This window comes from Flavitalea sp., from assembly GCF_035489435.1.
Lineage (GTDB): Bacteria > Bacteroidota > Bacteroidia > Chitinophagales > Chitinophagaceae > DATHKG01.
The window spans coordinates 68,638-90,677 of sequence record NZ_DATHKG010000020.1 but is presented as its reverse complement, the minus strand read 5'-3'; the positions used below and the strand labels follow the sequence as shown (position 1 = coordinate 90,677).

The window sequence follows — 22,040 nt, the reverse complement described above, 5'->3', positions numbered from 1 at the left end:
ACTCATAACAATCGCATGATCTTATTACTCCAACAGATAAAACGATTAATAATTAACCCGGGAAAATAAAAAATACTGGAAATAACACTTGTTTTAACCATTGTATTTTCTGAAGATCGCGGTTGCTGTATGTCCGCCGAAACCAAAAGTATTGTTTAGTGCATAATCCACTTTTTTGTTGATGGATTTACCAATTAATATGTTAAGTCCTTCAGGAATTTCAGGATCCAGCGTGGTAGTATTTATGGTGGCAGGGACCTTATCATGTATAACTGAGCAGATACTGATGATGCTTTCAATTGCACCTGCGCCCCCCAGCAAATGACCTGTCATTGATTTTGTAGAACTGATAACAACGGGCAAACTGCCAAATATATGATGTATCCCCCTGAGCTCACTAATGTCACCGAGAGGTGTTGATGTAGCATGCGCATTTATATAATCAATCTTTTCAGCTCCGATTCCTGCTTCAGCCAGGGCCTTTTTAATACCCAGGGATGCACCCAGGCCATCCGGAGGTGTACCGGTCAGATGATAAGCATCGGCAGCCATACCCCCGCCAACCATTTCAGCGTGGATTTTTGCGCCCCGCGCAATCGCATGATCGTAGTCTTCCAGGACCAGTGCACCGGCGCCTTCCCCGATCACAAATCCATCACGGTTTGTATCAAAAGGACGAGAGGCATGCAATAGATCTTCATTATTTTTTGACAATGCCTGCGCGGCATTAAAACCACCAACAGAGGCAGGTGTTATAGCGGCTTCAGACCCCCCGGCGATCATAATGTTCGCTTTACCTAGCCTGATAGTATCAAAAGCAGCAATAATAGCGGTATTTGAAGAAGCACAAGCTGAAACTGTACAATAATTCGGGCCATGAAGCTTATGCCTTATAGAAATAACACCGGCTGCAATATCGACGATCATTTTTGGAATGAAATAAGGATTGAATCGCGGGGTACCATCGCCGAGGTAATAATCCTTTAACTGTTGTTCGAAGGTTCCTATGCCCCCATTGCCCGAAGCCCAGATTACTCCCACCTCTGCCCTTTCCATCGTATCCATGGCTGCGAAATCAAGACCCGAATCTTTAATAGCCTGATCGCTGGCACCTACCGCGTATTGAGTAAACAGATCATATTTCTTCAGTTCCTTTTTATCAATATATTCTTCGGCATTGAAATTTTTTACTTCACATCCAAATCTTGTTTTGAACTTAGAGGCATCAAATTTTGTAATTAAACCCGCACCACTTTCACCAGCCAGAATTCTTTGCCAAAACTCATTTACTGTATTGCCCAGTGGCGTAATACATCCCAGCCCAGTGATAACAACTCTTTTCATGATTCTAATTCATATTATATTGGTGATGCAGATGCGATCAAACTTTTTCAGGCGCAAAGTTAAGGCAATCCAATGCCAAAACCATCATAGTAATTTACCGGGAAACCCTTAATCAACAGCCATCAGAAAACAGCGGAAGCTTGTGCAGGCCTGAATTTTGATTGATGACGAAAACGACACACTATATTAGTGCAAAATGATAAAATTAATATAACACGAAAAGAAGCTGAAATCCTGATAATAACCTATTAAATATTTCTCAATGGAAGACAACATTTTTGACATCCGTTTCGACTACAATGGTTTACACTACCAGGGTTGGGCAAACCCATCACCAAAAAAAAACGGTGACGGAAGTCCCGCATCCTACCACGTGGTTTTAAATGATATCTCATTCGGCAATGTTTCTTTTAACCAGGGAAAATGGATTAATAGTGAAGACCGGCCTGATGAATTAATAGCCCTGGTTGGCAAACACATTGAAAAAAATCAAAAGTAGATTAAACCCTGGTATTAATTACACTGGCCGAGTGCGTAGTAAATGATGATAAAAACTACCACGGTTCCAAGACAACCGCCACCAAGTTTTTTTGCACCATAGCCTGCAATCAGGGCTCTGAATAATTTGTTCATGTAGATTATTTATCATCGTAAGATACCATAATCATACCATTACGGACTCAACTTTTAGCGGCTGCATAAACGCTAAGTAATCGGAAAGGAAACAAAGAAAGAAGCACCTTTTGTTTTATTGTTCTCAAACCAGATCCGGCCATTGCTTGACTCAACTATCTGTTTTGAGATGCCAAGGCCAAGTCCGAATGAAGGTTCACCAGCGGTTCCCCGACGTTTAGCCTCACCCGATATATCAAAGAGTTTGTTACTCAGGCTTTCAGGTATTCCAATACCCTGGTCTTTCACAGAAACCAGCACCTGGTTATCTTTGACGGAGAGTGCAACCCTGATTTCCGTGTTCTCCGGACTGAATTTTATAGCATTGCTGATAAGATTATTAAATACACGCCATAATTTATCCCGGTCACACTTTACCATTGCCGGACTACCTGTCAGGGATATGCGCTGATTTTTTTCTTCAGATTTCAAATGAAGCATCTCGATACAATAACAAAGAAGTTCCCGGAGTTCCATCGATTCACCATACCGGTCCAGGGCAGAAGTATTAATGTGAACAAGGTCCTGGATCAGCTCAATAGAATGATTGCTTGATTTATGTATCATTTCCAGCATTCCCCGCTGCGATTCCGGGAAAGAATCTGTTTTGAGCATAATAGCGCTCAGACCCGCGATACCACCAATGGGGTTCCGGAGATCATGGGCCACAATTTTCATCATGCGGCTATTTTCTTCATGACTTTTCTCCAGTGAACTGAGAGTATTCTGCAGATGTACATTTTTGCGTTCCACCTCACGGTTAAGTTTTTCAAGTGCGGTTATATGTTTTCCCGACAAACGGTAATTTCGCCAGATAAGGAACCCAATAATCATTGAGAAGCCACCCACCGCCAATGCAACCAATAAATACTTGTTTTTCAACGCATCTTCTTTCTGAAGATTATAAAGCTGGTGCTGCGTTTTTATATGAGCAAATTCTTTCCTGATATCTGAAGAAGTAAGACCTTCCGCTTTTGCATCCATGGAATCCTTCATTACTACATAACGTGTCAGGTGCAGATTCGCAAGGCCGGCATTAGCTTCCTGCTGATGGTAGTCAGCCTGGAGATGATGCCAGCGTTTTAATAATTCTGTGTTGGGAAAACTATCAAGTCCGGCTTTCAGCGCCTTCAGTACAACAGCTGCTTCGTTGATCCTTTTTTGTTTAAGATGCAGTCCTGCCAGTTTCGCCTGGGAATATGGTACGTCTTCCAGCGCATGAGCCGGCATGCTGTTTAAACGTATACTTTCTTTCAACAGGAATTCAGCATCGGCATATTGGCCATTTTTAATAAGGTCCACCGCCTTGTTGCCGAAAATTACTCCCCTCGCCTTTTCGATATAGACAGTGTCGATTATCCGGTTGTAGTCCTTATCGTAGGTAAAGGCATGCTGTGCGTTTTGACTGACATAATTCAGTGCACTGTCAAAATAAAACAGGGCACTGTCGCTCTGGTTAATCTTGGAGTAGCACAAACCAATATTGTTGAGATATGATTGCTGGGTAGCAAATTGCATATGGGCAGTATTGCTGTTCCCCTTATCATCGCAATAAGCCGGATAAAAAAAAGCCTGTTTAAAATATTCAGCAGCATCAACATAGTTCAATTGCTGGTAGGCAACCATGCCCAGGGTTGCACTATAATTTCTGTACAAACAGCTATCGCCGGTTTGCTGAATTGCTTCCCTTGCCAGGAAATAAAAGCCAAATGCCTCGCCAAATCTCCCAAGAGCACGGAGATCATCTCCCTTATAAGCCAAAGCCGTTGAGTACCAGAACTGGTAGCCAGGATCATCTTTGAGATCATTAAGTACAACCAGCATACTATCGGTATAAAGGAGGGTTTTGGCTGCATCGCGTTTGACAAACTTATAATACCCTCTTTTACACGCATAGTTTTCATATGAACCCTGGGCTTTATTGGGTAATAAGGCATAGATCGAATCGATCGCTTTGAAATATGTCAGGCTGTCGTCAATATAAGCGTCGATTTTCCTGAAGTCGAAGTTGATAAAAGAAGAGGTGCGGGTAACCCCTTTAGTTCTGTTTGAAAAAGAATAGAAAAAACAGCCGGCGGCAACCGTGGCCAATATAACAATCAGCAACAGACGTTTTGTTCTAAGCGGTGTAGTTTGGAGAGAAGTCATTGGGTACCACGGAATTTGGATGTAACTCGTCTGTAAACGAAGGTTTCCATTAAATATTTTAGTAGAAAACGATTAGAAATCAGATTTAATTCCTGGCAGAATCGCATTAAAATAATACTAAATGTGGGGAATAACTACTACAGATTGAGCTAAATTTATTGCCTGGGTTTCAGATTTTAATCTGGCGGATTCATCTGGCATATTCACACAACCTATTAATTTAATTGTGATGCCTGTTAAGCTTAGAGTGATGCCTGAATTGCCCGGACTTTCTCCTGGATCACCGCCCATCCTAAATTTCGCTGACATTTCAGTGCGCAAGGGTCGCCGGGGCATCCAGGTATGATAGATTTTGTTTAATTCGAAAAGACCTTTTACTTTTGATCTACTGCTGGAAAATCTCCAACCCGCAGGTCAATACATTCGGGCTCAATACATCTACTTAAATTCTCATGTTTCTGGTTAAGGAAATTATCTATTGTGCCTGCATGTGCAGGAGAGACTGTACGCACAATGCATAAAAATTTCTTTCTTATAGATGACGACCCTGATGAACTGGATATTTTTTCAGAGGCATTAAGCGAAGTCAGTACTGCTTGTACCTGTGTTTGGGCTGATAGTCCGTTTAACGCATTAGAAATGCTCAAAACGCAGGTTCCTGATATCATATTCCTGGACATCAACATGCCCAGGATGGACGGCTTTGAATGTCTCAGGGAAATCAGGAAAATGGAAAGTTTATCGTCCGTTCCGGTAATCTTGTATTCAAACGGGATAAATGACGAAGCGTGTAAGAAGGCAATACGGCTGGGGGCCTCGGGCTGTGTTCGGAAAGCTGCTGATATACCTAAGCTTAGTTCAATAATCCGCCGTGTTATGAAAAAACAGGATAACCACGTTTTCCTGGAAATCTGAATCACCAGGAAAGATGGTCTGCATTATCAAATCCCTAGTCTTCCTTTCGCAATAATTCATAGAGCTGGGCAGGAAACCTTTGATACCCATCCAGGCTGGAAGGTTTCATAACAACCTGCCTCGCTCCAAGTTCCAGGCATTTAGTAACAATACTATCCAGCAGTGAACCAGAATAAACGATGACCGGGATCCTGGAAAACAGGGGATGCGAATTCATAAATCGGAGCACATCATACCCATTCTGACCCTCCATGTTGAGATCGGTAAGAATAAGATCCGGTAATCCGGATTTGTTTTCTTCCAAAATCCGGAACAATCCATTGGCATTTACTGCCATAGCAATCACTTCAAAATAATCAGAGCTATCAAAGCCTTCTTTTAAAAAATCCTGTTCATCCTCATCATTTTCAGCTATTAGAATTTTAAACTTATTCATGTTGCTTCCATTTGCGGATCCAGCCATAAACATCAATTCCTATACCTCTGAACTTATCGGATTAAATTGAATCCTTTGGTACCCAAACTGCTATAGTACCTGCGGGAACTTTGAATTCTGCCCAGCCATTTTGGTCTATCACGCTCTCTTCGCTGTCTTCATTAAGCAGGTCGATAAAAACCTTCCCTGCGAAGTGCTGACCAACTTCCATGGTTTTAAAACCGGCCTCACTGTTACTTAATAAAACTGCACAACCAGAACCGGGTTGATCATCAGAGCCCTCCCTCGTCCAGCCTATACAATTCGGATGGTCAAAATAATCCCGTTGCTGACCGTAAGCAAACCTTTTTCTTGCAGCAAGCAAACCTTCAATATGCGGCGATTTTTCAAGGAAAATTTCATGATCATTTCCGTCATTTCCTTTGTCATTATAGTGAGCACCGTACAGATCAGGAAAAAACACACAAGGATAACCTCCTTCACGAAGAAGGATCAGTGCGTAAGCAAGCGGTTTAAACCAGGTTTCTATAGGCGCTTCGAGTGACTGTAAAGGCTGGGTATCATGATTATCGATTACAGTAACTGCCAGCTGCGGTCTTTCTTTAACCAGGCTGTTGTTAAGGATAGTAGTGAGATCATAAGAACTTCCGCTATTTGATGCCGCAAAAAAATTATGATGCAGGGAAGCATCAAACAGGCTCATTCTATCATTTGTGGCATTAAGATAAGAGAGCATCAGCGGAAGTTCCCCGGGAGCCCAGTACTCTCCCACCGCAAAAAGATCAGGCTTTACAGATCTCATATAATCCAGCCATTCATTAAAAAACTGTGGTGTAATATGTTTAACCGCATCGATGCGTACTCCATCAAATGGAATTTGTTCAAGGTACCATTTGCCCCATCGTTTAAGTTCTTCTCTTACCGCCTGGTTCCTGAATTCGATGTCGCTGAACATAAGGTAATCATAATTACCTTTTTCAGTATCAATCACTTCTTCCCAGCCTTCGCCGTATTCATTCAGGATACTGAAGATCGCTATTTCACCAAGATCGTGCGCATAGTCTACTCCGGTGAAACAGGTATGGTCCCAGACAAAGTTTGAGTATTTGCCATTCCTACCTGGAAAGGTGAACCTGGTATAAGCATCAATTTCAAACGGCTCACTGATAAACTCATTCCTGTTTTCAGGATCAACTCTTCTTACCCAAACCCGTTCAATTTCATCGCCCCCACCCATATGATTTAATACAATGTCAACATAAACCTGCAGACCTTTGCTTTGAAGTGTTTCAACAGCTTCGCGGTATTGCTCTTTTGTTCCAAATTTTGTGCGGACTGACCCTTTCTGATCAAACTCGCCCAGGTCATATATGTCATAAACATTATAGCCGGAAGAAGAAGCACCTTGTTCACCTTTATAAGCAGGAGGCAGCCAAACGGAATTAAATCCAAGATCAGCCAGGTTCTGCGCATTGTCTTTTACATGATTCCATAGACTTCCATCATCCGGAAAATACCAGTGGAAATACTGGATCATTGTGCCATTAGTCATAGTGGGGAAATGTTGAATATTTCAAATGATATACAAACCCAATACCATAGCTCCGGATATTTCGGTTACACATGTACGTAAAATATTTACTGCAGCCATATTGTCTGGGTAAATGCACCGTTAACCGCAGCATCCCATGCCTCGAGCCTCACCCATTTACGACCTTGAAGATTCATTGTATGGTTGAAAACTTTATCTCCGAAAGCTTCTGTACTGTTCAGGCTTATTTTTTCTTTATAGATGTTTTCGCCGTCACCAGATACGATCATGGCAAACTCCAGGGGAAATGTCCACTTTAATCTGAACGAAATTTTTTCACTGCGACCTTCCCTTAAACGCAAAGTATCTCCTGAAAAAGCTTTGCCTATTGAAAACGAGGGTATAAGCACCTCACCGGTTGTAGAAAAAAACCGCCCGTGATTAAGCACGTCAATCACCGGGCTCCACCCCTTTGAATATGCGGGAAGCTCATTCAATTGCAGGTAATTCACGTTCATATGGGCATACATTTCATTTGCAGGTTCGATGCTAAAAATATCGGCTTCTGCAATTATCTTTTTTTGCAGACCCCAGTTGTTCATGTCATCTATCAGGTCAAGTACCCGGACACCGAGCCGGTCTAACGAAAGATCTGCTGGTATAGGTTTCCAGGCCGCGCCCATGAAATTCGGCGAATTAAAAAAAGGCTCTGAGCGGTATTTGTCGGGATAGCCGGTTGAACCTTTGGTCCGGGGATGTGCGGTCCAGGCGAGACCATTTTCAAGCTCCAGCAATTTCAGCATCTCTTCTTTATCGCTTACCCGGTACACCTTACCGTAATCGGGATGTTTCGATATAAAAGGAACATCCTTTGCACGGGACATTATCCAATACACTGGTTTTGGAAAAAACTGGAGCCAGTGCCCGCCAAAAAATTCGTTTGGTTCCTCCCCGGGAAGTAGCAAAAACCGATCATCAGAATAACGGGCGCACATGTTAAATAACTCATTCAGCTCTTTTAATCTTTGTTCGTCCGGCCCTTTCGGATGCGCGGTATAGTGAAATTCTCCCAGGTGAACAATGTCCACACCCATAGCTTTGAACACCTTTACAAAAGATGGTGTGTCAGGCACTTTTTTACCTGCCAGGATTACACTCATCACGAACTCGTTATGAAAATGACTGCTGAATTTTTTGAAATTATCCAGTTTCGGATATACATCACCGTTAGTAAACTTTTTTACTTCGCCAAACACTGCATCGCCCTGTTCTGAAGAGAGTAAACAAAAAAAGTTGAGTCGCTGCTTTGTGCCGGGCGGTGCATTGAACCAGGGAACAAATCTTTTATCGCCATAAAGATCCTGCCTTATGCCAATACCATAATTACTTAAAACATTGCGATAATTTTTTCCTGACCAGGTAAAATTGAGATTGAAAGCTTCATCAAGCGGATAAAAATACTGGTGTGGCGCAGGAAAAATAGCCAGGCTGCCCGATTTTGTTTCCCCGATAATGGTGCGGTACTTTACCCGGTGCGTCATTGCGGAGTCGCTGTCACCCACTTGTTTGCGTTCGGGCCGATCGTTTACATTCATCCAGGCGAGGCTATCCCAGGGATTCACAGCAGCAGTCAACCCCGCATCATATACGATAGCAGTGGAATCAATACCCGTCGACAAAACGGCAGCGATATTCAATAAGGCAGATCCATTGTATAGCGTAATCTCCAGGTCTCCGGAAAAATGAGCGGCTGACAGACTTCCAATCTTTATGATTGTCCTTGATCCGGCTGACCTTACGGCAATTGATCCTTTCTTAATTAAGACAGGATGAACTGTAAATGGCTTTAGTGGCACTTTGTCAAAAAAAATGTTCCAGCCATTCTGGGAAACCAGGTCCCGTTTTCCTATTGTTAATATAAATGATGGATCTACCTGTTGCGTGATGTTGATGATTTTTTTCCCACGAATAAGTTGAAGTGCATCAATCAGAGGAAATCCCTCGCGCTGATCAATTACAATTCTTGCCTGTTCCGTTTCTGATGCGGGCCAGCTCACACTAACCAGGTTTCCCTGGTTAACTACCCTGGCTTTTCCTTTCTTATTAAATCCCGAAAGATCAATGCCGGTTTGGGCGTTTGCATCAGGCCAACCACAAAAAATTAAAATAGCCGGTAACCATTTGGTTAGCCGGCTGAATAGTTGAAGGCACATATGATGATTTTATTTTTTTATTTTACAGAGAACCGGTAAACAGAATTAGTTTTATAAGTCTGACCGGGATTCAATTCAGTAGAAGGAAACGAGGGTTGATTTGGAGAGTCAGGAAAATGCTGGGTTTCAAGACAAAAAGCAGTCCTGAATTTGTCTTTTGCACCACTCTTGAATGTATTTTTTCCTGCCATAAAATTGCCGCTGTAAAACTGCAGACCTGGTTCAACAGTAAATACGTCCATTACTATGCCTGATTTTTCACCTGTGATTGTTGCTGCATGTTTCAGACCCGAGCCATGAAGCACATAGTTGTGGTCATAGCCTTTTCCGTATTTTAATTGATCATTATTTACATCGATCCTTAATCCAATGGTCGTGGGTTTGATAAAATCAAATGGAGTTCCTGCAACAGGTGCTAACTTCCCCGTTGGTATCAGTGTTGAATCTACTGGTGTATATCTGTCGGCATGTATCTGCAATACATGATTGATTATCGTTCCGCTACCCTCACCGTTTAAGTTGAAGAAAGCATGATTTGTTAAATTCACTACAGTCTTTTTATCAGTCTCCGCTTCATAATTAATGGCGAGCGCATTGTCTGATGTAATGGTATAGATGACTTTTACATTGAGGTTTCCAGGAAAACCTTCTTCACCATCTTTTGACATATACCTGAGTTCAAGCGTACTATCATTTTCCTGTTGTGCATTCCATACAACAGCCTGGAATCCTTTTTTACCACCATGAAGTGTATTAGGTGGATTGTTGACAAACATCGTGTAAGATTTGCCATCAAGGGAAAATTTTCCCTTTGCGATCCGGTTGCCATATCTGCCTATTGTCGCTCCAAAATAAGGTTCTGTTGAATTAATAAAATCATCTACGCTTCCAAACCCTGTCACTACATCAACTGTGCTGTCATTACGGCCGGGTACACGGAGGCCAACTATACGGCCGCCGTAATTAGTAATCGCCGCAGACATTCCCTTGTTATTTTTTAAAATATACAAACCTGTTTGCTGGCCATCTATTACTTTATTAAAAGCTGCTGCACCAGGAAAACCCGGAACCGCAACAGTATCCGGCTTGGATTGTGCATTAGCTGTTGTTGAGTCAGAAGAACCCACTGCCTTATCCTCCGGAGATTCGCCACAGGAAGTAACAAAAGCAGCAGCTACAAAGATCGATACGGCTAAATTTTTCATCGTTGAATTTTATTATCTGTTGAAATTATTTTTTGAATATTTATTATTCAATTTTTTTGTTCAATTTTTTTGTTCAATAAATTCAATGGCTATTTTGCCGGCATTTTTACCAGGGTCGCGTTGTAGAATTTATCATGCAAAGCTTTCAGATCAGCCGCAGGAATTTTTATCTCTTTGCGATCATAGGTCATCAATCCGTTTGTCTCTATTTCCACATCGGTAGTCTGCGTATAAACCGCAGCAGACAATCCTTTCTGAATTAATGAAGGGATAGTATTCATAAACTCACTGTATCGTTTCAGGAGTTCCTGTTTATTTTTAAAAGACTGGTATCCCCAGTTGTTTTTCTCCTGCCAGGTATGTGACTCAACAGGCAAACCCAGGCCACCAAACTCACCAAGTACAATCACTTGTTTTGCTCCATAGATAGAAGGATCAGGCATTACCGGGTCAGGATAGTTATGAAGATCCATGATATCACCAACCGGTTCAAAGTTTCCCCCACTGGCACTGTTTACGAGGCGGGATGGATCTTTTTTCTTTGTCCATTCCGTAATATCAGCTGTTTTAAACTGGCCCCAGGCCTCATTGAATGGCACCCATACAACTATGCTTGGGAAATTATGAAGATCCTGCATGATTTCTGTCCATTCGTTGCGATAGATCATCTCGGATTCTGCCGTGCGGGCTTTGTCCGTGGCCCTTCCATAGATCCCGGGACGCGACTCCCACCGGTTTCCCATATCACCGCTTGGCATATCCTGCCATACGAGCAAACCAATAGAATCGCAATAACGGTACCAGCGGGCGGGCTCAACTTTCACGTGTTTACGTATCATGTTGAAGCCCATCTCCTTTGTTTTTACAATATCAAATTTTAAAGCTTCATCAGTTGGCGCTGTATACAAACCATCGGGCCACCATCCCTGGTCAAGCGGTCCATAGTGAAACACGAACTGATCATTCAGCAACATCCGTTGAATGCCGGATGCATCAGGAGACATGCTTATCTTTCTCATCGCGAAATAACTCCCGACTTCATCTACCTTTTTTCCTTTGCGCATCACCGCAATTTTTAAATCATATAAGTTTGGTTTATCAGGTGACCACAAAGCTGCATTTGTTAAAGCAAGATCAACATCATTATCAAAAGCTACCGACTGTTCGGCTAATTTTTCAGTTCCCTTCCAGGCAGATATCAACAACAGATCTCCCGGTTGTGCACCTTCTACTTTTGCTGATACTTTCAGCGATTTTTTGTCAACATCAGGAGTCTGGATGGTGTTAACTATATAAGTTTTGGGAACCGATTCCAGCCATACTGTTTGCCAGATGCCGGTTACAGGTGTATACCAGATACTATGAGGACGATTGACTTGTTTACCCCTGGGCTGCGGACCGTTGTCAGAAGGATCCCAAACACGTACAGCTATTTTCTGGAGGCCACTTTTTGTAACTGCAGATGTTATATCAAAAGAGAAAGGATCATATCCACCCTGGTGACTACCTACTTTCCGGCCATTTACATATACATCGCATAACCAGTCAACCGCACCAAAATGAATTAATATGTTTGACTTACGATAAGCTGCAGGAACATTCACAGATCTTTCATACCAGAGCACACTATCCTGACCAACGGTTTTTCCAACACCGGAAAGTGCAGACTCAACCGCAAATGGTACAAGAATGTTTCCGCTAAAACTTGCCGGTATTGAGTCCTGCGATTTTGGAAGAATGGAATATTGCCAGCTGCCATTAAGATTTATCCAGGTGTTTCTCACCATCTGTGGCCTCGGATATTCAGGTAATGGCCTGGCAGGATCTACTTTTTCAGCCCATGGAGTGGAGATCTTATTACCGGCCATTTTCCAGTTTGTCTGTGCAGTTAATGCTGATCCGGTAAAGAGCAAAAATGCATATGCAATCGTTTTTTTCATCCGGTTTTTTTGTAATAATAAAATAAACAAATTAATTATTTTTTAAAGAAAACGGTTTTGTGTGTTTTCGCGGATTCACGGGCAGCCTCAAGGATTCTGACTACCATAATGTTATTATCAAGAGAATAAAGTGAGTAAGACGGCACTTTTATTTTACCATTCATAACATCTGCGAGGTAGCTAAAGGGATCAACATATACACCAACTTCTGAAGCTGCTATGTTAGCCAATTCTTCCCCTTTACTTTGTTTGTTTCTTTTTCTCATCATGGTATTGTTAGCAGAAATCACATAACCAGTTTGTCCATACACCTCCATATCCTTACGGCCGAATGGCCAGTTCCATGAAGCCTGGATAATACATTGGGCTTTGGGATACTGTACGATAATGGTTGTTTCGTCATCCACCTTCGGGTATATGTCTGGTTTGTATTGGGCAGTCACTGCTGTTACTGAAATTGGTTCTGCCCCCTTCATGAGGTAAGTCATGAGATTTGCTCCATAACAACCAAAATCTATCAGTGCGCCGCCGCCGTTCTGGATGGGATCGGTGAGCCACTGGAAAAACTCCTTGTTCACGCCAATCTCTTTTGGCCCCTCATGTCCATCATGAATTACCACTTTCCGGATGTCACCAACATAACTGCTGTCGTGAACAAGCTGGTAAGTTTTTTCGGTTGTCGGGTACCAGGATGTTTCATAATTAGTAAGTATCTGCACCTTGTATTTGTCGGCGAGCGCTTTCATCTGCATCGCGTGTTTCACATTGGTAGCAAGCGGTTTTTCAACCATAATATGAATACCCCTGGGAGCCGCAGCTTCCACTACTTTCATATGGTCATAAATTGATCCGAAAGCAACAACTACATCAGGCTTTACTTTGTCAAGCATCGCATTCAGATCGTTGTATACCAGGCTGCCATCAAGTTTATATCTTGTAATTTGCCGGTCGATCAGTTGTTTGTCGGGTTCGTATATCCCTACAATAACAATATCTGACTTGTCCTTACGACTAAGTATCCAGTTCACATGTGAGTGCGAGGTACCCGCTACCGCTATACGAACAGGTTTACCTGCTCCCTGCTGGCTGAAAACCGGGCCACAAAAAACGGCAGAAAAAAGAAATATGGATGTCAAACATTGTTTAAAGAGGAAAGTCATAATTTGGAATTTAAGATCAATTTGAAATACGGAATTTTGATTCAGGATCGAATGTAGGTTTTTGAATGATAAAACAAGTAAACTTGAAAACAAAAAACACTATCCGCTTAATAGAGTATGTAGTTGGATTTTCCGTTTTAGCTATCTTATTCCCTTCCTGCCAGTTTTCTCAAAAAGCTTCCCACAAAATGTTCCGGGAAGCCAGCAAGCAACAATTCGATATGATTGTAGTACCCGGGATCCAATTTGAAAATGAAAACTGGGGACGCGTCATGAAAGGAAGAATCTATTGGGCAAAATATCTATATGACAAGGGGATTGCTCTTAATATCATGTTTTCAGGTTCAGCTGTGTATTCACCTTATTACGAAGCCGAAATCATGGCGTTATATGCTGAAGCGATTGGCATTCCAAAAGAAAATATTTTTACGGAGATAAAAGCCGAACACAGCACGGAAAATATTTATTATTCCTACCGCAAGTCTTTGAAACTGGGGTTTAAGACAATAGCACTTGCCTCCGATCCTTTTCAAACAAAAATGTTGAAAAGTTTTATCCGGCGCAGGGTTGATAAGGAAGTAAAGGTTATACCTTTTGTTATTGACACCATGAAAGTTATTGAGACAACTATGACGGATCCAAAGATTGCTTTTGAGAAAGCTTTTGTTCCCGATTTCAAACCACTAAAGAAAAGAGAAAACTTCTGGCAGCGATTAAGGGGCACTATGGGTAAAAGGCTCGACAAAAATGCTTATAACTGAATTCACCTTCACCATTAACTATTCAACTCATTCATAACTCACTCATAACTCATAACTCATAACTAATCGAAAAAGCCCTCCTGGAATCAGGAAGGCCTCTAACGATTGCTTGCCATATGAAAAAACTTATTTCTTCAAAGTGTCAGCAGCTTTGCTAACAGAATCCTGTTTTGCGCCAGCAGTGCTATCAACCTTGTTGATTGTTGAATCTGCAGTGTTTTCGATAGCGGCGTTTGTAGAATCTTTTGCTTCTTCTACTGCTTTGTCAGCTGAGTCATTACATGCTGCAAATGCACCGATAGCGAGGATAAATAACAATTTTTTCATTGTACCTTGTTTAGTTTATTTAATGAATGATTTGTTATTAATACCTGTAACCGGGAAAGGTAACCCGGTCGTCAAAAAAAAATCCGGATTTTTTTTATCACAATTCCCGACTACGCCAAAGGCTTCGTCGGACGCGGCCCGACTACGCTAAGCTTTGATGGGCCCAATAAAACTGTTAAAAAAAGGCAGATTTGCCCCTTCGATGGGTTACTTCTGCCTAATTTGAGTATTAAATAAAGGTTAACGAGTGAAATTAGCACTGAACGAGAAAGCTCAGCTGGAAGGTCTTGCCAAAAATGATAAGGAAATTATTGAGTCGATTTACGCTTCCCATTACAATATGGTGCAGTCTCTGGTAGTCAATAATAGTGGCAGTTACGATGATGCAAGGGATATTTTTCAGGAAACGATGATCGTATTGTACGAAAAGGCGAGGTCGGGGAGTTTTGAACTTAATTGCCAGTTGAAAACTTATATCTATTCGGTTTCCCGGCGGCTTTGGCTAAAAAAGTTGAACCAGTCGCAAAGATATGTTTCAGATATAGGAAATATTTTTGATACAGTACCGGTTGATGAACAACTAGAGCAACATGACCAGCAGAATAACGACTTTAGTATGATGGAAAAAGCAATGTCCGGTCTTGGTGAACCATGTAAAACGCTGTTGGAGGCATTTTATATTCAGAAAAGATCGATGACGGACATAGCCGGGCAATTTGGTTATACAAATGCTGACAATGCGAAAAATCAGAAATACAAGTGCCTTGCCCGTTTGAGAAAATTATTTTTTGCGCAGTACAAGAACAAATAATCGCAATACAAAAACAAACAATACCGTGATGCAAGATCTTCAGTTACTCGAAAATGTTGAACGTTATCTCCGCAAAGAAATGACCAGCGACGAGGCGTTAGCATTTGAACAGTTGCGGAAGGATGATCCGGAAGTGGATCAGATGGTAGTGGAACATACCCTTTTCCTTGAGCAACTAAGCGTTTATGGCGAACGAAAACTCTTTAAATCAGAGTTAAATGAAATCCATAACAGGCTTTCCGGGCAGGGATTGGTACATAAAACGCCGGCACCCGGAAAAGTAGTCAGCATTTTCAAAAGATACAAACGGGTGACCGCAGTCGCCGCTTCTATAGCAGGTATCACTACCCTCCTTATAGCCGGTATGACAATGTATTATTCACGTAAGGTGAATACTGCAGAAATCGAACAGTTGAGAAGAGAATTCAAGCAGGAAGTTGCAAAACGTACCAACGAAGTATATAATAAGGTAAAAGACAGGTTTCCTACAAAAGCACCTGAAAATGCCTTACCGATATCCGGCGGTACCGGTTTCCTGATTGATGGCAAGGGTTATCTCGTAACCAATGCACACGTTGTGAAAGGTTCAAAATCTGTGATTATTCAGAACAATAAGGGTCAGCAATTCCGGGCAAGCATCGTGTATGAAAATGAATTGACAGACATCGCAATCCTTAAGGTAGAAGATAATGACTTTAAGAATAATCCCGTTGTACCATATAATATCCGTAAATCCGGTCCTGAATTAGGTGAATCCCTGTTTACACTAGGATTTCCGCGCGAAGAGATTGTATATAATGAAGGTTATATGAGCGCAAAAACCGGTTTTAACGGGGATACGCTCAGCTGCCAGATTGGGGTGGCTGCAAACCCGGGAAATTCCGGCGGTCCGGTTTTCAACAAAAATGGAGAGGTTATCGGCATTATCAACACCCGCCAGGTTCAGGCACAGGGAGTTGTCTTTGCCATCAACTCAAAAAATATTTACGCTGCCTTGCAGGAAATCCGCAAAGACAAATCCAACGACACCTCTATCCAGTCAATGAAGTTACCAACGGCTTCAGTACTTAAAGGCCTGGACAGGGTGCAGCAGATACGCAGGATCGAAGATTGCGTATTTATGGTTAAGAGTTATTGATTGTTCCAGATACTTTGCGGATATTCCCCGCTTTCTACCAATTTATTTAAACTTTCTGTTACGGCAGGAGCATCTTCCTTGTAAGTAACACCGAACCACTGGGAAGATGTTGGAATCACCCTGATTTTGCCAACACCATCATTGATAAACTTGTCTGCAACGATAGGAATAAAAAATTCTGATTTTGGTTGATTACCGCTTTCCGCGAGGAACCCGCTAAATAGTTTTTGAGAGTAGTCAAAAATGGAAGTATCAAAACACCAGAAATTCATAGAAACCTTTGAATCAACAGGTAGTTCCTTAGGCTCCTGGCCATCATCACAGGTTATCCTGCCATCCGGCTGCCTGGAAATATTTAAGCGCTCGGCTATACCTGTTAGATTTCCCTCATTATCAACCTGGCAAACGCCGCGATTAACTGTTCCGTGATCGGACAAAGTTTTTAAGAGCTCATATCCAATGATTGAATAAGTAGTAGCATTTACGTCCCCGGTAAGAAATTGATAAGCTTTTTCAAAGGCATCTCTGCCATAAAAATCATCTGCATTGATAACGGCAAATGGTTCCTTCACCTGGTCTTTTGCACAAAGTACAGCATGTGCGGTACCCCATGGTTTTGAGCGATCTGCAGGTACTTCAAAACCATCCACAAAATCACTGAGTTCCTGGTACACATAATCAATCTCAACCTTACCTTCCAGTTTTTTTTCGAAGATACCCTGGAAGTCCTGTGCAAATTCCTTTCTGATTATAAACACTACCTTCTTAAATCCTGCCCTTATTGCGTCATAAATTGAATAATCCATTATAGTTTCACCGCCCGGGCCAAACGACTGAATCTGTTTCATACTGCCATATCTCGAAGCCATACCTGCAGCAAGTATCAAAAGGGTTGGTTGCATTATTGTAATTTTAATTTTGAGGAACGAAAATATAAAAATAACTGGTCGAAAACTATGCCTGCCATATCTAATCTCACAAAATTAATCAATCGTGAAGCTATCATTAAGCAACCATTGCTGTTGTCGGTCTGCGAATCAGCCGATGTTTCAGTGGATGTATTGAGGCTTGATCTCGTTCACCCGGTAATTTCAGGCAACAAATATTTTAAATTGAAAGTTGCGATAGAAAATGCCTTAGCAACGAATATGAGCGGTATTATCAGTTTTGGTGGTGCATATTCCAACCACCTTGTTGCTCTTGCTTATTTATGTAATGCTGTGGGCCTGCGAAGCATCGGCGTTATCCGTGGGGAACAACCTGCCATGTTTTCCCCAACTTTAAATGATGCGATAGGATATGGAATGAAACCCATATTTGTCAGCCGTGAATTATATGCGGATAAGAAACAATTAAATATCCTTTTAAATCAGGAATATCCGGGTTTTAAATTAATCCCTGAAGGAGGACAATCTGATGAAGGTGTAGAAGGTGCAACCGAAATTCTTCAAGTACGCGATTCATCAGCTTATGATATAATTGCATGTGCTGTGGGTACCGGCACTATGATGGCCGGGCTGATAAAGGGAGCATCCGAAAAACAGGAACTACTTGGAATCTCAAGTTTAAAAATCGGTCCGGGGAATGATATCGAAAATTTTATCCGCTTGCATTCCGACAGACCATTCACTATTTTTTATAATTATCATTTCGGCGGATATGCGAAAAAATCATTTGAACTGATCGATTTCATGAATCAGTTATGGCAGGATCACCAGCTTCCAACTGATTTTGTATATACGGCGAAACTGATGTTTGGCATCCATGACCTGATTGAAAAAAAACATTTTAGCCCCGGAACCCGGATTCTTGCCATTCACAGCGGGGGGCTACAGGGCAACCGGTCTAAAGCTGATAAGCTGATTTTTTGACAGCCGGCTAAATCTCCGTTTTCATTTTTTATCCCCTTATGTGCATTTTTATTAGGTTTCCTGCAACAGGGGGCTTGAATCAAGTTCCTTATCTTCGCCCGGCAAAATACATCCATAATAAATTCGTTATTCGTTTCATGAACAGGTTTTGGGTCTCTGTTTTATTGTTTTTTTTACCAGCCGGGCTGATTGCCCAGGATACACTACCAAAATTTTCGGCTTCTTCCCGTGGAAATAGCCGTAACCTGATCAGCTGGATAAATGCTTACCCTGTTGTAACCCAGTTGAATATTCAACGTTCTACTGACAGCGCCAGGAATTTTAAGACGATTCTTACAGTACCTGATCCCAAGCTGCCACAAAATGGGTTTGTTGATACCAAAGCTCCTATTGGTAATGTATTTTACAGGTTGTTCATAGTCCTGGATAGTGGCAAATACGTTTTTTCCCGTTCGCAACGTGCGTATTTGGATACAAGTGCTGAGTTTGGTAACGAAAGTAAAAATAGTGCTGCTGACCGGAGAGTGATTGTTTCGGCAAACCTTAACGAAAATGAGACAGAAAAAATCAAAGAAAAACTAGAGGATAACAGGAAGGCAGAGCCGGAGAAATTTTTTGTTTTGAAGAGAAGGGATAGTGTTATTGCGGAGTATTCTCAAAAATATCTCAGGCGGTTCCGCGATTCAGTCATCTCGAGGACAAAGGATACTTTGGTATTAAACAGCATCGACACAGTAGTTATCAAGCCATTCATCCCGATACCGGTTTATAAACCATCTCAGTATGTCTTTACAGAAAAAGAGGGCAATGTAACCATCGCATTACCACAAGCACTGCAAAAGAAATATTCCATCCGGTTTTTTGAAGACGACAATTCTGCTTTATTTGAAATCAAACATGTTAAGCAGGTTTTTCTCACTCTTGATAAATCAAATTTCCATCACGCAGGATGGTTTAAGTTTGAGCTGTACGAAGACGAAAACTTGAAAGAAAAACATAGGTTCTTTATCTCTAAAGACTTTTGAAGAGAATTATGAATTATGAGTTATGAGTTATGAAAGCAAATGCATCACTTTTCACTCAAAACTCACTCATAACTCACAACTCACTCATCACTCATAACTCATAACTCAAAACTCAAAACTCAAAACTCATAACTCATGACCGTGCTTTGCTGAGGTCAATTTAGAGTGAAACACTTTTTCGAAGCTTTTTTTAAGGGTAGATTTTACTTCATTGAATGGTAACTCGTGGCCGAGTTCATTGGCAAGGGAAGTAACTTTTTTATTTTTGATACCGCAGGGAATTATATAATCAAAATACGAGAGATCGGTATTGATGTTAAAAGCAAACCCATGCATGGTTATCCATCGGCTGCATCTTACTCCCATTGCACAGATTTTGCGTTCCATGCCTGGAATACCTGGATCGAGCCAAACTCCCGTTTCCCCTTTGGACCGTTCACCGCTGAGGCCATAAACAGCCATGGTGTCGATTACAACCTCTTCCAGGTTACGCAGGTACCTGCCGATATCAGTATAGAATTTTTCGAGATCCAGGATAGGATAAACCACTAACTGGCCGGGTCCGTGAAAAGTGATGTCTCCCCCACGGTTTGCCTTATAATATTCAATGTCTTTTGCAATGCGGTCAGCTTCACTGATGAGAATATTTTCCTCGTGACCACTCTTGCCTAATGTATATACCAGGGGATGTTCAAGAAATAAAAGGTGATTTGTTGTCGCAGCTCCATCCTTTTTCGCCAGGACGTTATGGGCAAGCAGTTCTTCCTGGTAATCCCAGGCTGACTTATAACTTATCTCTCCCAGATCCTCGAAAAAAACCTGCTGTCCGCTCAAACGTCTTATTTAGACTGCAAAGTTAAGAAATTTACCGTGATGGTTAAGTGGGGCAGCTTTATCAAAGTGATACCTCAGAACGGTTATGGAACTGTGCGAATCTGGCAGTTATGCGGATGATTCTTCCCTGTAGTTAAATACCAGTGGTTCTTGCCAGCGGCAATATGCAAGTAATCCTTCCCCTTCAGTTATAATCCTGTTATCCTGGCTTTCATCTTTTCTACCAGCCGGTAGGTTGCGGGACAATATTCGATATTCTGTTTGAACACATGCATGTAGTCGACCATGCGCCTTTTTGTATGATGTGGAAATCCGGCACAATCTTTTGGACGAACTTCATATATACTGCATTTATTGTCTTCCAGGTTAAGAAACTGGCATGGCTGGATCTTATTTATCCAGTCTTTGTTCCTGTCACGATAAAGCCATTTTTTCCGGAACGCTTCTTCTGACATGGCCAGGTGAGCAGCAATCCGTTTTACATCTGAATTCGTGAAAGTCGGTGACATGGTCTTGCAACAATTTGCACAGGACAAACAATCTATTTCCTGCCATACTTCCTTATCGGCAACTATGGCCATAGAATCAAGGCCTCTTGGCGGATTTTTGTCGATCTTCGACAGGAACCGTTTCATGACGGATTTATTCTTACGCACTTTTAGCCGGAACGACCTTAGGTTGGTGGGAAGCATGAATGAAAATTGAAATTTATTTTGTTATCATGAACGGAACGAATATACATCATCAAACATAAATTTGCCCCTTGGGCATCAACAATAGTTACCCCCGTCAATATGTGGGAATCTTATAAAAAAGGCTTTAAGTTTTATCTTCAACTTGAAAAATCGCTTGCAGATCATTCTGTGGAGGCTTATCTGCGCGACCTTGATAAACTGCTTTCTTACCTGGAAACTACGGGTATGGACAAAAGCCCGTCGGATCTCGAATTTAAAGATCTGCAGGGATTCGTAAAATGGATTGCAGAACTTGGAATGACTGCCACTTCACAATCAAGGATCATTTCAGGTATCCGGTCATTTTTCAAATATTGCCTGACGGAGCAGATCATCACAAAAGATCCTTCGGTGTTGCTTGAAACACCAAAACTTAAAAGGGCATTGCCCGATGTGCTGGGTTTTGAAGAGATAGAATCGATTATTAACGCGATCGATCTGAGCAAACCAGAAGGTGGAAGAAACAAAGCTATTCTCGAAACTATGTATAGCTCCGGGCTAAGGGTTTCAGAATTGGTTAACCTGAAAATTTCCTGTCTTTACCTTGATGTGGGGTTTATCAGGGTAATTGGCAAAGGTGATAAAGAACGTCTTGTGCCGATTGGTGAATCGGCTATAAAATACATCAATATATACCGGAAAGATATTCGGGTACACATGCCTGTTAAACCCGGGCATGAAGACATATTATTCATTAACCGGCGTGGGGCTAAATTAACGAGGGTGATGATTTTCCTGATGCTAAAAGATCTTGTAAAAAAAGCCGGCATCACCAAGAACATTTCACCGCATACTTTCCGGCATTCTTTTGCAACACATCTTGTGGAAGGGGGTGCTGATCTTAGAGCCGTCCAGGAAATGCTGGGTCATGAAAGCATAACCACGACTGAAATCTATACACACCTGAACAGGGACTTCCTTAGGGACACGCTACAACGTTTTCATCCGGCCTTCGTCAAGAAGTGATGAGTGATG

General features: G+C 41.8%; 20 protein-coding genes. 8 read left to right on the top strand and 12 right to left on the bottom strand.

What is annotated here, in order from left to right; genetic code table 11:
* Window positions 1–93: 93 nt before the first annotated feature.
* On the bottom strand, window positions 94–1,344 hold the full coding sequence (gene fabF / locus VK664_RS03100; RefSeq protein ID WP_461397140.1) for a beta-ketoacyl-ACP synthase II: 1,251 nt from the start codon (window positions 1,342–1,344) through the stop codon (window positions 94–96).
* 262 nt (window positions 1,345–1,606) lie between these two features.
* Between fabF and VK664_RS03095 the strand changes: the two genes are divergently transcribed.
* Entirely contained in the window at window positions 1,607–1,843 is a 237-nt protein-coding gene (locus VK664_RS03095) for a hypothetical protein (RefSeq protein ID WP_461397139.1), read from the top strand.
* A 206-nt stretch (window positions 1,844–2,049) separates the two neighbouring features.
* On the opposite strand, the gene VK664_RS03090 is transcribed toward VK664_RS03095, so the two are convergent.
* A complete protein-coding gene (locus VK664_RS03090; protein WP_461397138.1) occupies window positions 2,050–4,164 on the bottom strand; it encodes a tetratricopeptide repeat-containing sensor histidine kinase in 2,115 nt (704 codons plus the stop codon).
* A gap of 480 nt (window positions 4,165–4,644) precedes the next feature.
* On the opposite strand from VK664_RS03090, the gene VK664_RS03085 reads away from it, so the two are divergent.
* The gene (locus VK664_RS03085) at window positions 4,645–5,079 is read left to right on the top strand and encodes a response regulator (RefSeq protein WP_461397137.1); all 435 of its coding nucleotides are present in this window, start codon (window positions 4,645–4,647) and stop codon (window positions 5,077–5,079) included.
* Window positions 5,080–5,113: 34 nt separating this feature from the next.
* Here the strand turns inward: VK664_RS03085 and VK664_RS03080 are convergent, their stop codons facing one another.
* From VK664_RS03080 to VK664_RS03055, 6 genes are all read right to left on the bottom strand, one after another.
* Window positions 5,114–5,515, bottom strand: coding sequence for a response regulator (locus VK664_RS03080; RefSeq protein WP_461397136.1), 402 nt, complete (start codon window positions 5,513–5,515; stop codon window positions 5,114–5,116).
* A 61-nt stretch (window positions 5,516–5,576) separates the two neighbouring features.
* On the bottom strand, window positions 5,577–7,067 hold the full coding sequence (locus VK664_RS03075) for an alpha-amylase (RefSeq protein ID WP_461397135.1): 1,491 nt from the start codon (window positions 7,065–7,067) through the stop codon (window positions 5,577–5,579).
* Between the two features lie 86 nt (window positions 7,068–7,153).
* A complete protein-coding gene (locus VK664_RS03070; RefSeq protein WP_461397134.1) occupies window positions 7,154–9,259 on the bottom strand; it encodes a CehA/McbA family metallohydrolase domain-containing protein in 2,106 nt (701 codons plus the stop codon).
* Window positions 9,260–9,276: 17 nt separating this feature from the next.
* Complete coding sequence (locus VK664_RS03065; RefSeq protein WP_461397133.1) at window positions 9,277–10,464, bottom strand: aldose epimerase family protein; 1,188 nt, start codon at window positions 10,462–10,464, stop codon at window positions 9,277–9,279.
* Between the two features lie 89 nt (window positions 10,465–10,553).
* Window positions 10,554–12,404, bottom strand: a complete 1,851-nt coding sequence (locus VK664_RS03060; RefSeq protein WP_461397132.1) for a glycoside hydrolase family 2 protein — start codon at window positions 12,402–12,404, stop codon at window positions 10,554–10,556.
* Window positions 12,405–12,439: 35 nt separating this feature from the next.
* A complete protein-coding gene (locus VK664_RS03055) occupies window positions 12,440–13,564 on the bottom strand; it encodes a Gfo/Idh/MocA family protein (protein ID WP_461397131.1) in 1,125 nt (374 codons plus the stop codon).
* An 83-nt stretch (window positions 13,565–13,647) separates the two neighbouring features.
* Here VK664_RS03055 and VK664_RS03050 point away from each other — a divergent pair, with 83 nt between their 5' ends.
* Complete coding sequence (locus VK664_RS03050; RefSeq protein ID WP_461397130.1) at window positions 13,648–14,325, top strand: YdcF family protein; 678 nt, start codon at window positions 13,648–13,650, stop codon at window positions 14,323–14,325.
* A 126-nt stretch (window positions 14,326–14,451) separates the two neighbouring features.
* On the opposite strand, the gene VK664_RS03045 is transcribed toward VK664_RS03050, so the two are convergent.
* Entirely contained in the window at window positions 14,452–14,652 is a 201-nt protein-coding gene (locus VK664_RS03045) for a hypothetical protein (RefSeq protein WP_461397129.1), read from the bottom strand.
* 247 nt (window positions 14,653–14,899) lie between these two features.
* Here VK664_RS03045 and VK664_RS03040 point away from each other — a divergent pair, with 247 nt between their 5' ends.
* Window positions 14,900–15,463: an RNA polymerase sigma factor gene (locus VK664_RS03040; RefSeq protein ID WP_461397128.1), complete on the top strand. Its 564-nt coding sequence runs from the start codon at window positions 14,900–14,902 to the stop codon at window positions 15,461–15,463.
* 28 nt (window positions 15,464–15,491) lie between these two features.
* Window positions 15,492–16,601 (top strand): S1C family serine protease, encoded by a 1,110-nt coding sequence (locus tag VK664_RS03035; RefSeq protein ID WP_461397127.1) that lies wholly within the window; start codon window positions 15,492–15,494, stop codon window positions 16,599–16,601.
* On the opposite strand, the gene VK664_RS03030 is transcribed toward VK664_RS03035, so the two are convergent.
* A complete protein-coding gene (locus tag VK664_RS03030; RefSeq protein ID WP_461397126.1) occupies window positions 16,595–17,503 on the bottom strand; it encodes a sugar phosphate nucleotidyltransferase in 909 nt (302 codons plus the stop codon). The genes VK664_RS03035 and VK664_RS03030 overlap by 7 nt on opposite strands.
* A 54-nt stretch (window positions 17,504–17,557) precedes the next feature.
* On the opposite strand from VK664_RS03030, the gene VK664_RS03025 reads away from it, so the two are divergent.
* Both VK664_RS03025 and VK664_RS03020 read left to right on the top strand, forming a co-directional pair.
* Window positions 17,558–18,472, top strand: a complete 915-nt coding sequence (locus tag VK664_RS03025; protein WP_461397125.1) for a 1-aminocyclopropane-1-carboxylate deaminase/D-cysteine desulfhydrase — start codon at window positions 17,558–17,560, stop codon at window positions 18,470–18,472.
* A 137-nt stretch (window positions 18,473–18,609) separates the two neighbouring features.
* Entirely contained in the window at window positions 18,610–19,497 is an 888-nt protein-coding gene (locus tag VK664_RS03020; protein WP_461397124.1) for a hypothetical protein, read from the top strand.
* Between the two features lie 126 nt (window positions 19,498–19,623).
* Here the strand turns inward: VK664_RS03020 and lipB are convergent, their stop codons facing one another.
* Together lipB and VK664_RS03010 are read right to left on the bottom strand one after the other, a co-directional pair.
* Window positions 19,624–20,331, bottom strand: a complete 708-nt coding sequence (gene lipB / locus VK664_RS03015) for a lipoyl(octanoyl) transferase LipB (RefSeq protein ID WP_461397123.1) — start codon at window positions 20,329–20,331, stop codon at window positions 19,624–19,626.
* Between the two features lie 188 nt (window positions 20,332–20,519).
* Window positions 20,520–21,023, bottom strand: a complete 504-nt coding sequence (locus tag VK664_RS03010) for a YkgJ family cysteine cluster protein (RefSeq protein WP_461397122.1) — start codon at window positions 21,021–21,023, stop codon at window positions 20,520–20,522.
* Between the two features lie 102 nt (window positions 21,024–21,125).
* Between VK664_RS03010 and xerD the strand changes: the two genes are divergently transcribed.
* The gene (gene xerD / locus VK664_RS03005) at window positions 21,126–22,031 is read left to right on the top strand and encodes a site-specific tyrosine recombinase XerD (protein WP_461397121.1); all 906 of its coding nucleotides are present in this window, start codon (window positions 21,126–21,128) and stop codon (window positions 22,029–22,031) included.
* Window positions 22,032–22,040: the final 9 nt, after the last annotated feature.